Here is a 13,295-nt window from a genome sequence, read left to right on the forward strand (position 1 = left end):
AAAAAAATAAATAAACGTCTGATTTGATCATTTGTCACGCGCCGCTGTAATCCTACTTAACGCTGGTGATAATTTAAATTTTTGCATAATTTTGAACAACTTACTGGAGAATAATCTACAATTCAAGTTTTTTGTCATTTCCTGCCATATCTCATTTCTTTATTACTAATTGATAATTAAAGAGATAGCTTCCGTTGTAATTTGCTGGCATGGAGTTTGTCTGTTTTAATATGAAAACACTAAAAAATAATTGCTGCAAATCTGATTCTAAATAACGAAAAACGATGTCATCCTTTCAATGGTTAAAGACTTTGAAAGGATGACTCCCTCGCAGAATAGAATTCAATCTTGATCAGGTTTATCTATCGATGGAAGAAAATCACGAAACAAATTTCCCAGCTCGAATTATTTCACCAGGCATTGCCATTGGAAACGCACTATTGGTTATCGAACCATTTCCGGAAAGCAACAGGACGCAGAAACTTAATGTAGCGGCTGAGATCAAAAGATTTCAGCGACAGGTCGATCATATTGCTGCAGAATTGTCAGAATTGTTCCAAAAAATTTCTAACGAGATCGACTCGAAAGATGCTGCCATCATAGAAACACAGGTGATGATTTTGACGGATGTCGAATTCAGAAAAAAAGTTTTGAATTTAATTGCCGAAGAATTTCTTTCGGTAGATGCTGCGGTTGAACGAGTCATGCAACACGCTTATGAGAAACTGGCAGCTTCACAAAATGACTATATGCGGGCAAGAGCCGACGATTTTCTCGACCTATCGAGGTATTTTAAAAGACAATCCTGGGAATGGCACGGAGCGCTGCTAAACAACATCAATAATGATACCGTACTCATCGTTTCGGAATTTTATCCTTCGATGATTTTAGCATGTAACAAGCGGGATTCAATCAAAGGCATCGTGGCAGAAAAAGGCGTGCCCATCTCTCATGCAGCAATTCTGGCACGGTCTTTCGGATTGCCTGTAGTGGTCGGTTATACAAATAATAAAATCAATATAGGTGCTCCGGTCATAATTGATGGCTTAAAAGGCGCTATCGTCGTGAATCCAACGTCTCGAACAATCGATTCTTATCAAAATCGATCTAATGCTATTCAGATCGATAAAGCAGAAATCAAAAAAATTACAAACGTGCCAGCTATCACCTCCGATGGCACGCGTATCGTTTTAGGTGCCAATATCGAACGATTGGACGAATTGCCGCTGATTCACCCGAAGGAAATCGACGAAATCGGTCTTTTGCGAAGTGAATTTTTATTTATGTATGATCAGGACGATTTCCCGGCGTTCCGGAAGCAGGTCCAATGGTATCGAAAAGCCGTATCGTATTTGAAAGATAAGCCTGTGGTTATTCGCATTTTAGATATCGGCGGCGATAAATTTCTACCTTACCTGACAATAGCGAGACAGGGCAATCCCTATCTTGGCTTGCGAGCACACCGGGTATTCCGATTCCATCCCGAAATTCTGGAAACACAATTAAGCGCAATTTTACAGGCGTCAGAATTTGGGCGTGTGAAGATTTTGTATCCCATGATCAATACGCTCGAGGAACTGGACTTTTTAAATAACATATTATCGAAGCTAAAAAAGGAGAATGACAGGCCTCTTGAAATCGGCATGATGGTAGAGACTCCCGCATCGGTTTTCATGATTCGAGAGTTACTTCCGAAAGTAGATTTTGTCAGCATTGGCACCAACGACTTGGTGCAATATGCGCTAACCGTGGATCGCAACAACGAAGACGTCATGGATTATTACCAACCCATGAATCCTGTGATTGTTCGGATGATTCATGAAGTTGTGTCAGCCGCAGCGGAATCCGGAAAACCAGTGACACTTTGCGGAGAAATTGCCGCAGATCCTATTTGGACGCCGCTGCTAATTGGCATGGGAATCAGGTCGCTGAGTATGACGCCTGCGGCGATACTTCCTGTCAAGAAACGGCTTATTTCGCTTGACCTGAAGGCATGTACAAAATTGGCAGATGCCGTTTTAGTTGCCAGCTATGAAAAAGATATCAGACAATTATTGGAAAATTTTAACTAATATTGTTTTACTCTATATTGAAATCCTATCTTAAATAATCCTTTTACTGAACTCTGAAGGGAGTCTATCATGTTTCGTTATTGTGCAGTTTGTGGCGTTCGAGTTAATCGCAATAAGGCTTATGCGAGAAAAGAATATAAGGGAATTGAATATTTACTCTGTTGCCCCTTATGCCAGAAGGAGTTTGAGCAAGACCCTGAAAAACATATTCAAAATTCAAGGAAAAAATGATTCATTCAAAGTAAGGCTAAAAACAATGGAAATAGAAATCGGAAAAATAGTAAAGCTCAAAAATGAAAAAGCAGTCGTTCAAATGGAAGCGGGTAGCCAGTGCAATCATTGTAGCGCTAAGCATTCCTGCGCGGCAATGGGGGGAGTTGTGCGCCAGATTGAAATTCCAGTGAAAAATGGTATTCATGTTGGCGACAATGTGACATTGAGTTACCAGGCTAAATCAAGAATTATTTCAGCCTTCCTGGTGTTTATTTTACCCATCATATTTCTCATGGCCGGCTATTTTATGGGATTTGAACTTTTCAGTTCCGAAGGAAAAGCGATTTTGAGTGGAATAACAGCTCTGATTTTTTCTTTTGTTGTCTTATGGGGGTTGAATAAAATTTTAGCCAAAAGACAACTGTTTTTGCCGACAATATTAAAAGCCAAATAGTTCTCGATCACAAAATTAAACTGAACCGACAAGCAAGAAAATGAAAACAATAATAAGTTCTTTAATCGATATCATTCACAACTCCGCCCACGGGTTCAAGTAATAAGTGTAACTCTTGTGTGCCTTGTGAATACCGGCTTTTAAATATTCATTTTCCACCAATGCCCTTTCACAGACCGCTGAAGAGGCTTGGTGGACAATGTATTTAATTGATAATTATAGACTTAAATAGCTACCTGCGCTACTTAAATTTGCCACCTTATTCTTGAACAATCCCCTTAAAAAATCACAAATATTCAAAATAGCAAGAAATACTTCCAAAAACGTAAGCTGCTTTACAGTTTTTCTCCTCAAAAAAAATTATATTGAAAATAGCAACATAAAAAATCATAATTATTTCACTGAAAGGAAATAACCATGAAAAAGCTTTATTTAATTATCGCATCTCTACTACTTCTGATCATCGTGGTCGGTTGCAGTAAAGATAATCCGACTACTCCATCTGAGTCGGACACACGTACTGCTTCTGCTTCTTATCTTGATGCACCTGTATTTAGCAGCAGCCAAAGTTCTAACACCGAACAGGTCTATGAAATTTTGCCAGGTCCCGCAGTAATGAATCCGGCAATGAGTCCCACGCCTTTTTCGGATAATTTAATGACCACATCCGGTTCCTATTCTTACACGGTTAAAGATGTTGATTTAGATGACTCGGAAAATTCACAGGACCAAGTGACATCGGTGAATATTCTTTTTACCGGAAACAACGGCACCAGGTATAAAATCGACAAGATTAATATCATTCACAAACCTGCTGGCGCCGGAGATCACACTTTTTTTGGTGGTGTCGGAAGAAATAAGATGATGCACGGCGACACTGGCATCGGCACAAATTTGATGCCCAAAATGCTCTCTTATATCACACTGTGGGGTCTGGTAGATTTGAAAGATGCTGACACGGATAGTGTAATCGCTGCCAACCGCATCATTCATTTAATGACAGCGACCAGAGTTCGCGACGAAAATCTAAAAATGGTCGCCTCTGGCGATGTTGATCAATCAAATCACAATATCAGAAAAGCTGAAACTCACATTATTCTTCCGCCTCTGGATATGGCGGGCAATATGAGCCCCGTTCCGGGGACAGACCATGGTTTTTTGCACATGATGTTTGAAGAAGCTACGCTGGATCAACCAAACCGTGACTGGACGCTCTCTTACGAAATTTTGCCTGGCCCTGCTGCGATGAATCCGATGATGAATCCCACGCCCTTTTCGGACAGAATAGCCCTTGCTTCTGGCTCTTTTTCTCTGAAAGTCAAAGATTTATCTGCGGAAGATTCTCAGAATTCACAGGATGCCGTGGAAGATTTTAAATTATCTTTCACCCGTCTGGATGGTACAACTTTTACCGCGGATGGAATCCAGGTGATTCACAAAGAAAGCGGCAGCGGCGACCACACTTTTTACGGCGGCGTAGGATTTGACAAAGAGATGCACGGCGACACCGGCATCGGCGTAAACATGATGCCGAAATTGCTGTCTTACATCACCGTTTGGGGAATTACCGATCTGAAAGATGGGGACGGAAATGTTGTTGCCAAAGACCGCCTCATTCACGTGATGGTATCTTCACGTACGCGAACCGATGATTTGAAATTAATCACATCGATGAATACAGATCAAACAAACCACAGCCTCGATAAAGTTGAGACGCATGTCATTTTTCCGCCGCAGGACATGGCAGGAAACATGGATCCGGTCGCTGGCACCGGACATGGTTTCTTGCATCTGATGTTTGAAGAAGTGACGTTAGAGCAATAAAATTAGCAAAATTGAATTCGTTTCTCGATCGGTCTTAAAATTTTAGGACCGATCGAGAAATTTGAATTGCCGTGGTGTTTATCAAATATTTAGTTTTTCAGCGTAATAAAATTGCCAAAACCTTCAGAGGTGATTCACCACAAAAAAAAGATTTTAATAGAAGCTGGAATTAAAATTCCAATGAAAGAAGATGTCTCCCCACAATAATTCTGATAACGTTTTCATCGCTTCCCTTTTCCTCAATATAATTTCGGATTATTATATTCAATATCAGTAACCTCAAATTTATACCAGCAAAAATCGCCATCTTTTAATTTCCAGATGACATGACATTTGCTCGGCACTGTGACATCGTGGAATTTTTTATATTCCAGAATAGGAATCTCCCAATCTTCGAGCGAATATTTACCATCTGATTCCATGTAGCGTTTCGCAGTCACTTTGATTATTTCACCTTTTTCGTTGAAGTGAAAAACGGCGGACGCCGAAAGTCCCCGATCCGTAATGGTCGCCCTGGCAGTGTTGGCATCGATCGCTTCCCAGCAGATATAATCATTCAAAAATGCCGCAGGAAACCAGACATGTTCCGCCAGAAACCTCAAAATTTCGCCCTGGTCGATCTCCGGCCCGCTGGCATCAGCCAGTTTGATGAATCCCAGCAATTTCACAGTCATGTTACCTTTACCGTCGATAAACTTATCCGTTGCTGTGACAATGCTGACTTTTCCTTTCCAGTAAAATTCCACGGAATCCACATTGAAATACTGCTCCGCTTTGAGCGTTTTCCACTTCTGATTCTTTTTGGCGCGAAAAAATCCTTGCTGCTTCAGGCGAACCGTTTTGATTTTCTCTTTACCAACGCTGTTGGTAACCCGCAAATATTTTTGCACTGGTTCGGGGAGTTTTTGCAGGTCAGCTTCAGTGACTTTTTCCACATGTGTTAGGTCAACATTTTCATACATCTTATTCACCGTTCCTTTCATGGTTGCGCATCCGCAGATTAATGGCAATAAAATAAGAACAAATATTTTCGTCTTTTGCAATTTCACCAATTCCTCCGTTTGAAATTTATCAGTTGATCACTCTTTCTTAATTTTCATTAAACTTAACCAAGTTACGAGAAATTGATTTGCAGGTTTCATAAAAATTACAGAGATTGGTTGTTCTAATAAATTGTGGGAAAAAAAGCTTGACATTAAACAATTAGTTTTGTATATTACATTTGAACAATTGTTCAAATGTAAAGAGGTTAAAAATGAACACAAAAATCGAAATTTGCAAAACGAATATTATTAACCATGAAAAAGTAAACAACGTCACTCAGGCCCTGCCGGACAACAGGGAGATTGTTGAACTGTCAGAGACTTTCAAAGTACTCAGTGATCCCACGAGGCTGCGAATTGTTCTGGCGCTTTCCATGGAAGAACTTTGCGTCTGCGATCTGGCGACGATTGTGAACATTTCCGTTTCAGCGATTTCTCATCAACTTCGTTTGTTGAAAAGCCGAAAACTGGTGACTTATCGCAAAGAAGGGAAAATGGTTTATTACAAACTTGACGATGATCATGTCGTTAATCTGATCACGCAAGCGACAGAACATGTCAGAGAATAAAATTTTTAAAAAATTAGGAGAGCATATATGAGAAAAGAAGAAAATGAAAATGGATTTGACGGAAAATGGTTTCAGCATCCGCCAATGAGAAACGCGTTGATTTCAGGTTTGATTACCGGAATTGCATTTGCGCTTTCCCACACCGGCGTGATTCCTTCAACTGCTGAAATAGCCATTTTCGTTATCGCGATCATCATCGGTGGATATCACTGGACAAAAGAAGGAATCGAGAAGTTCATTGAAGAAAAAGAAATCAGCATCGAGATGTTGATGATTGCCGCGACCACAGGATCAGCGATACTGGGCATGTGGGATGAGGCTGCTTTTTTGGTATTTTTGTACGGAGCCGCAGAAGGGCTGGAAGAATACACTTACGCACGCACCAGGTCTTCGATCAGAAAACTGTTGGATCTGGCGCCGAAAACTGCGCGCATTATCCGTAATGGAACGGAAGTGACCATCCCGGCGGAAGAATTAGCGGCTGGCGATATTTTTATCGTTCGCCCGGGAGAATCGATTCCCACAGATGGCATTATTTTAAAAGGAAAAACCAGCGTGAACGAGTCCGCCGTCACAGGAGAGTCAATTCCCGTAGTGAAAAAAGAGGGGATGACTGTTTTCGCCGCCACGCTCAATCACGAAGGTGCGCTGGAAGTAAAAACAACGGCAACTTTTCAAGACAACACATTGTCAAAAATGATCCATCTCGTTGAAGAAGCTCAGGAACAAAAAAGCAAAGCTCAGACTTTTATTGAGCGATTTGGCAGACGGTACTCCCCGTTGGTGCTTTTGAGCGCTTTGGCATTAATTGTTGTGCCGCTTTTACTCGGTATACCAGTAACTGTCTGGGCAAACAAGGCCGTTGTGTTGCTTGTGGCCGCAGCGCCCTGCGCACTGATCATGTCAACTCCGGTTGCCGTTGCCGCTGCGATTGGCAAGGGCGGAAAAAACGGTGTACTCATCAAAGGAGGCGTGGCGCTGGAAAATTTAGGCAAAATCAAAGCCGTCGCCTTTGACAAAACCGGAACGCTCACAAAGGGAGAGCCCATTGTAACAGATATTATTGCTTTTGATAATAACGAAAAAGAAATCTTGCAGTTCTCGGCAAGCGTAGAAAATATGTCTGAACATCCTCTTGCCAAAGCAATTGTAACACGCGCCAGAGAGGAAAAAATGAAATTGCTCGAGATTGTCGATTTTCGATCTATCGCTGGTTACGGCGCACAGGCACACATTAAAGGAAAACCCTTCATCGTTGGCAAACAAAGTCTGTTCTCTCATGCCGAACAACCAGAAAAAATTAAGGAAACAATTGAAAAACTTCGCAGCGAAGGCAAAACAGTGATCATGGTCGGCACGCCGGAGCAAATTATGGGTATTATCGCCATCCGCGATGAAATCCGCCCGTCAGCAAAAGAGATGATTCAAAATCTGCACAAATTAGGTGTAAAAGTAGTGATGCTCACCGGCGATAACAAAGCAACCGCGAAAGCATTTGCACAAATATTAGAGATTGACGATGTACGCGCAGATTTGAAACCCGAAGAAAAAATAAATGCCATAAAAGAATTGCAGAAAGATTTCGGACCCGTTGCCATGGTCGGCGACGGGATAAACGATGCGCCGGCGTTAGCTCAAGCGTCAGTAGGAATTGCTATGGGCGCGGCCGGCACAGACGCAGCCATTGAGGCGGCGGACATTGCGCTCATGGCAGATGATTTGAATAAAGTAACCTACGCATTAAAATTGGGAAAGAAAACACGGAAAGTCAGTGTGCAAAACATCATTTTCTCATTGTTGATTCTGATAACCATGATCCCCTCTGCGCTGCTCGGATTTTTGAGCGTCGCCATGGCTGTATTTTTTCATGAAGTGTCAGAGTTGCTGGCAGTTGCAAATGGACTGCGATTAGCAAAATGACCAGAAGTAATATTTTAAACTATTCAACAGCATTGACTCAGGCTTGGAGTAAAAAATATCCCATTTTAAAGACACTTTTTTTCTTATTTCAATTTTATTCAAAAGAATTACAAAGTTATTTATGAGTGATTTTACAATTCGCCTAAATATTTATTTCATTTTCAGACACTGATTTTTTAGTAGAATATTCTACAACATGTTGAATTTTCTACAAACCTTCTCTATTTTTCAACATTTTTACGCATCAGCTTTTTTATTTAACCTCTTATTTTTCAAATAGGTTAACCATAAATCGAGCACAGGGCACGAACTTTGTAAATTGTAACTTTTAAATTGACAGAATTTTCCAACGAAAGTGTGAAACAGTTAACAGAAATTTCCGCTTTTTTTCATTAAATTTTTGTTAAGAAAACTACAGTAAAAGGTAAAAACACAAGGAGCAAAAGCATGAAAAAACAAATCATTTTTATTATTTCCCTTATCATGGTTTTGACGGCAGCAACGCTCATTTTCGCTGCTACAAACGATCAGAACAAAAAGAAAGCCGAACCCGTTGAAGCAAATGTCTGGACAACTGACAATGGCGTGAAACATTTCCTCTGCCCGGTGATGAAAAACGAAGGTGTTGTAAAAGCGAATACCAGTTTTTCAATTGTTGACGGGAAAAAATACTACCACTGTTGCGGCGGATGCGCACCTAAATTTCAAGCTGATCCTCAGAAATACCTCAAAGATTTTGTCGTTCCCGGCAATGTAATCAAAGTTGACGAAAAAGGTAACAAAATTTTCCAGTGTCCGGTGACTGGTGAAGAAAGCACAGTCAATGAAAAAACACTCTTCTCTGACATCAACGGTAAGAGATATTATTTTTGCTGCGCTGGTTGCAAGCCAAAATTCGATGAAAATCCCGAAACATATTTGAAAAAGAAAGAGGTCAAAAGCTCTAAATAATCTCTTCATCTACATTTGTTTTTTCCGTGAAAATAGCCAGATGCACGCTATTCATTGTATCTGGCTATTATTTTGGAAAATAGTACGACCTGATTTAAATTATTTGAAACCTTTTCATTTGTGATTAATCTAATTGATAAATTTCCACGTTTCTTTTTTCAAGTGTACCAATTTTTTAGTTTCATCGGTTAGCAAACAATTTTGGGCAAAGTTTTACACTGAACCTGACTCAGTGGATGGTTTTTTGAAATTGGGCGAATTAAAAAGTAGTCAATGCATTATTTTTCATGATTTTGGAAACTACATAGCTGTCAAAAATTATTTTATTATTATATTTAATGCTTGACATCAAAGATATTTTTTTGTAAATTTAATCAATTATACTAACTAATTCAGGAGGATTACTATGAAAGCAGTTTTGAGAAGCACCCTAATGTTGTTATTCATTCTATTTTTATTCAGCATGCCAGCAACCGCACAGAATGGTTTGAATAACGTACATTTGTTTCAGTCCTACTTTTTCGACGCGCCGATTGCAACGACCGTGTACGGTGAAGGTGGACTAGAGTACGCGACATCCAGCCAAAGTAGTGTGAGTTCCAATACGCTTTTTCTGAATGCCAAAGCAGGCTACCCGGTCAATGAAAAAATCGAAGCCGGCGCTCAGATTGGTTTTACAAATTATTCTGTTAAAGTGGGAAGTAGCAGCAGCAGCGAATCCGGGTTAAACGACCTGGGCATTTACGGTCGTTACAATATCACGCAAAACAAACAACTGAATTTTTCTGCCGGCGGCATGATTACTCTGCCAATTGGCTCTGACAAAATTGGCGAAGGCAATCTTGATTTCGGATTTTACGGCGCTGTAAGATACCAGTTAGAAAATGGATTAGTATTAGCAGGTAATTTGGGCATCATTTTTTATGAATACCAGACAATGGAAACCAAACAAACAGGCCCCAACCCTTGGGACGTCGAATTGGTTAAAGGTTCCGATCGAGACAATTATCTAAACCTTGGTATCGGCGGAATTTATCCGATTAATGAGCAACTGAACGCTGTGGGCGAATTGGTTTTGAAATCCGGCATGAATTACACAATGCTTTCTGCTGGCGCAGATTATCTGTTGGGCAGCGGCAGAGTCCGCGGCGCACTGGGTTTAGGCCTGGACGATGCAGCCCCGGATTTTCAGATCATGGCGAGCTACGGACTGACTTTCTAATTTTTTGCAAAATAGTTAGCAAAAAAGCTGCCCGTGTTCATCGCTGGCAGCTTTTTTTGTTGCAACTCAACCTCGAAGACTCAAAGTTTTTTAAATATATCACAAAAATTTATGAATTCCAGCAGTTCAAGCTATTTTCTCGTTGGTAATTTTTCTTGCCAGGTAGCCCTTCACAACTGCCATGCACTTTCCCAATTCTTTTGAATCTGGCAACAATTGTTCCAACTGCTCGACATAACCGCGTTCGTGCGCAGCTTGCAGCGATGCTGAAAAATTTAAATCGTAAATCCAGCCCAACAAAAGTAACTTGAAATCATTAACATTCCTGATATCTTTCACATCAACCAACCGTTCGCGCAGCAGACTACGGCAGGCGCCGTCCGAGATGCTCGGAGTATCCGGCAGGCCGAATTCAATGGCGCCGTTTCCCTCGCCGTTTGAATTATGATAATGGTCGAGCACAATGCGCCAGATATCCAACTTATCCGCGTCCCGTAAAATGCGCGCAAACATGAGCATCCGTTCCGATTCGTCCGCGGGTAAATCCTTTTTGTTGTGAAATAAAATTGCTTTCTCGACCAAAATTTTTTCTTCACTGTGCAGAGAAATCAAAACGTTATAGCGCTGCAAAATTTCCACCGCCAGCTCCGCGTGATTCACAGATTTCATATCCAAAAATGTTCGGTATATTTTGTACTGCTCAAAACGCCCCACATCATGAAAAAGCGCCGCCGTCTTTGCAACGAGAAGATCGCTTTCATGTAGTCGCAAACTCTCGCCAATCCGCACGGTTTCTTCACACACGCGAAAAGTGTGATCTCGCTTCAATTTAATATTTTCAGCGACGTCCGCGTCATGTGACTCAAATTCTCGAAAATAATTATTGTACCATTGTTCCAGTTGCGCGTATTGATTTTGATCCATTCTGTTTCCCTAATCCATTGCCAAAAATTTAGTTGCGCGAAAAATACGATATTTTTCAAACCGGGGAAAATATTCGTGAAATTAATGCACAATTTAAGAAATCAATTTTGATCACTTCTCACCAATCCAAACTTTCACTGTCAAAAGTCATGAACAACATCTCCCCATAAAAAAAAGAGCAGTTTAGCGTCTTGCTCAGGACGAAATACAGCATCCATCATCACAATGTGCGATACGTGGCACCTGAAAACGTTTCATGAGTCTCACCTCCTCTCACATTAGGTTTGGTATTTCGCCCATAGTTCTAATTATTACTTCCGGATGTTATATTATAGCAAAAAAGATGCAAACAATCAACACAAATTTGCTATTTGGAGAAATTGTTTCGGCAAAAAAAATCCCGCCGTTTAGAGCGGGATTTTTTAATCTCTATTTTCAATGCTAAACGGAAGCCAGACGCTAAATAGTTTCCGCGTTTGCACTCCTAAAAGATTTTTAAACTAACATACGATTTATTTCCAAAACTTCCGTTGGCTGCCACACCTGCAACTCTGACAGGCGCAAAAATCGTACGCTAAAATAACATCTCCGCCCATTTCAGCGACCAGGCGAATAATGCTGAAGGGAGAATCCCCAAAGCCAGAGTAAACAGAGCGGCAAATCCCAACGATAGCCAGACAGGGATAATTCCCTTTTTGCCAATATCTTCGATCTCTTTCTCCGGCTCACGCATGTACATAACGACAATCACATTAATGTAGTAATACAGCGCGACAAGGCTAAAAATTAATGCGATCACTGCGGTGACAAACATTTTTCCTTCCAATAGCTGCATAAAAATTTGCACTTTTCCCACGAAACCGACCGCCGGCGGGATACCGGCGAGTGAGAACATGGCAATAGTCATCATCGCCGCCGCTCCGGGATATTTCCGCGCGACGCCGCGCAAATCGTCCAACGTCTCACAATAGTGATCTTTGTGCGTTAAATAGATCAACACGCCAAACGCCAACATATTCATGGCGATGTAACCGATACCGTAAAACAGCACCGCTGCTACGCTTTGAATTTTATGCAGCATCGGCGCAATTGCCAGTCCCATGTATCCGGCGTGTGCAATCGAAGAATAAGCTAACATGCGTTTTACATTTTTCTGCACCAATGCTACTGAATTTCCGTAAATCACCGTAAGCAGAGAGAAAAACATAAAAATATTGCCAAAAACATGATCAAATTTTCCCAGATTTTCCAGTCCGGCAAAAATCTTCAAAATCACGGCAAAAGCAGCCAGCTTCACAGCGACGCTCATATACGCAGTCACTGGCGTCGCGGCGCCCTCGTAAACGTCCGGAGTCCAGGCGTGAAACGGAACCATTGAGACTTTGAAAGCCAATCCGATAAACACGAAAACCAAACCCATCCCAGTCAAAAAAGTCGAAGCGGAACCGGTCGCGCCGGAAAGTCGAGCAAGCACATCGGTTACGCCCAGCATCCCAGTTGTACCGTAAAGCAGGGAAATTCCCATGAGCAAAAACCCTGACGAAAAACCGCCCAGAAGCAAGTACTTGATCGCGCTTTCGCCGGCTCTGGGACTGAAACGCTTCAGTCCGACTAAAGCATAAATCGGAATGGACATCATTTCCAGAGAAATAAAAATCATTAAGAAATTTTCAGCCGCTATCAGCGTTATCGCGCCAAACAGAGAAAAACAAAGCAGCAGATAATAATCCATTGCAGGTATTGATTGGTATTGAGTGTATCTGGCGGAAAACAAAACCGTTAAAATTGCAGCGCCCACAAGTGCAATTTTTCCGATGAAAGCGCCGCCGCCAGCTTTTAGCGCGTGATTAAACAGGATCGCTTCTTCTCCTGCAGTTTTTTGTCCGTAAATGGCAAACACAGCCGCTACTGCAAGCAGGCCCAATCCTGCAATCCAACTCGCCTGTTTGTTTCGATATTCCAGCCCGGGATAGTCTTTTTCCATGCCAAAAAATGCAAAAATAGGCCTTTGAAACGCATCGACAAGCGCCAAAATAACGATTAGTGCGAGCAGACTGAGTTCACCCATGTAAAATTTCGGATCAAAAAATATTTCATTCATAT

Annotated in this window: 11 protein-coding genes; 8 read left to right on the forward strand and 3 right to left on the reverse strand. The window is 41.3% G+C overall.

Going from position 1 to position 13,295, the window contains the following annotated elements; genetic code table 11:
• Nucleotides 1–368 precede the first annotated feature (368 nt).
• The 4 genes from ptsP to GXO74_03530 all read left to right on the forward strand — a co-directional run bounded on the left by ptsP (nt 369) and on the right by GXO74_03530 (nt 4,563).
• Nucleotides 369–2,072 carry a phosphoenolpyruvate--protein phosphotransferase gene (gene ptsP, locus GXO74_03515; protein NOZ60727.1) on the forward strand — a complete coding sequence of 568 codons (1,704 nt, stop codon included), beginning with the start codon at nt 369–371 and terminating at the stop codon, nt 2,070–2,072.
• Between the two features lie 69 nt (nt 2,073–2,141).
• Complete coding sequence (locus GXO74_03520) at nt 2,142–2,303, forward strand: YHS domain-containing protein (GenBank protein ID NOZ60728.1); 162 nt, start codon at nt 2,142–2,144, stop codon at nt 2,301–2,303.
• 25 nt (nt 2,304–2,328) lie between these two features.
• Nucleotides 2,329–2,739, forward strand: a complete 411-nt coding sequence (locus tag GXO74_03525) for a SoxR reducing system RseC family protein (protein ID NOZ60729.1) — start codon at nt 2,329–2,331, stop codon at nt 2,737–2,739.
• Nucleotides 2,740–3,156: 417 nt separating this feature from the next.
• The gene (locus GXO74_03530; GenBank protein ID NOZ60730.1) at nt 3,157–4,563 is read left to right on the forward strand and encodes a hypothetical protein; all 1,407 of its coding nucleotides are present in this window, start codon (nt 3,157–3,159) and stop codon (nt 4,561–4,563) included.
• A 239-nt stretch (nt 4,564–4,802) separates the two neighbouring features.
• Here GXO74_03530 and GXO74_03535 read toward each other — a convergent pair whose 3' ends face one another.
• Nucleotides 4,803–5,546, reverse strand: coding sequence for a hypothetical protein (locus GXO74_03535; GenBank protein NOZ60731.1), 744 nt, complete (start codon nt 5,544–5,546; stop codon nt 4,803–4,805).
• 272 nt (nt 5,547–5,818) lie between these two features.
• Between GXO74_03535 and GXO74_03540 the strand changes: the two genes are divergently transcribed.
• The 4 genes from GXO74_03540 (at nt 5,819) to GXO74_03555 (ending at nt 10,268) form a co-directional block, all read left to right on the forward strand.
• A complete protein-coding gene (locus tag GXO74_03540) occupies nt 5,819–6,175 on the forward strand; it encodes a winged helix-turn-helix transcriptional regulator (GenBank protein NOZ60732.1) in 357 nt (118 codons plus the stop codon).
• A gap of 27 nt (nt 6,176–6,202) precedes the next feature.
• On the forward strand, nt 6,203–8,095 hold the full coding sequence (locus tag GXO74_03545; protein ID NOZ60733.1) for a cation-translocating P-type ATPase: 1,893 nt from the start codon (nt 6,203–6,205) through the stop codon (nt 8,093–8,095).
• A 447-nt stretch (nt 8,096–8,542) separates the two neighbouring features.
• Nucleotides 8,543–9,046, forward strand: a complete 504-nt coding sequence (locus GXO74_03550; protein ID NOZ60734.1) for a YHS domain-containing protein — start codon at nt 8,543–8,545, stop codon at nt 9,044–9,046.
• A gap of 406 nt (nt 9,047–9,452) precedes the next feature.
• Nucleotides 9,453–10,268, forward strand: a complete 816-nt coding sequence (locus tag GXO74_03555) for a hypothetical protein (GenBank protein NOZ60735.1) — start codon at nt 9,453–9,455, stop codon at nt 10,266–10,268.
• A gap of 126 nt (nt 10,269–10,394) precedes the next feature.
• Here GXO74_03555 and GXO74_03560 read toward each other — a convergent pair whose 3' ends face one another.
• Both GXO74_03560 and GXO74_03565 read right to left on the reverse strand, forming a co-directional pair.
• Nucleotides 10,395–11,192: an HD domain-containing protein gene (locus GXO74_03560; GenBank protein ID NOZ60736.1), complete on the reverse strand. Its 798-nt coding sequence runs from the start codon at nt 11,190–11,192 to the stop codon at nt 10,395–10,397.
• Nucleotides 11,193–11,766: 574 nt separating this feature from the next.
• Nucleotides 11,767–13,293 carry an NADH-quinone oxidoreductase subunit N gene (locus GXO74_03565; protein NOZ60737.1) on the reverse strand — a complete coding sequence of 509 codons (1,527 nt, stop codon included), beginning with the start codon at nt 13,291–13,293 and terminating at the stop codon, nt 11,767–11,769.
• Nucleotides 13,294–13,295: the final 2 nt, after the last annotated feature.

It is taken from the genome of Calditrichota bacterium, assembly GCA_013152715.1.
Taxonomy (GTDB): Bacteria; Zhuqueibacterota; Zhuqueibacteria; order Thermofontimicrobiales; family Thermofontimicrobiaceae; genus 4484-87.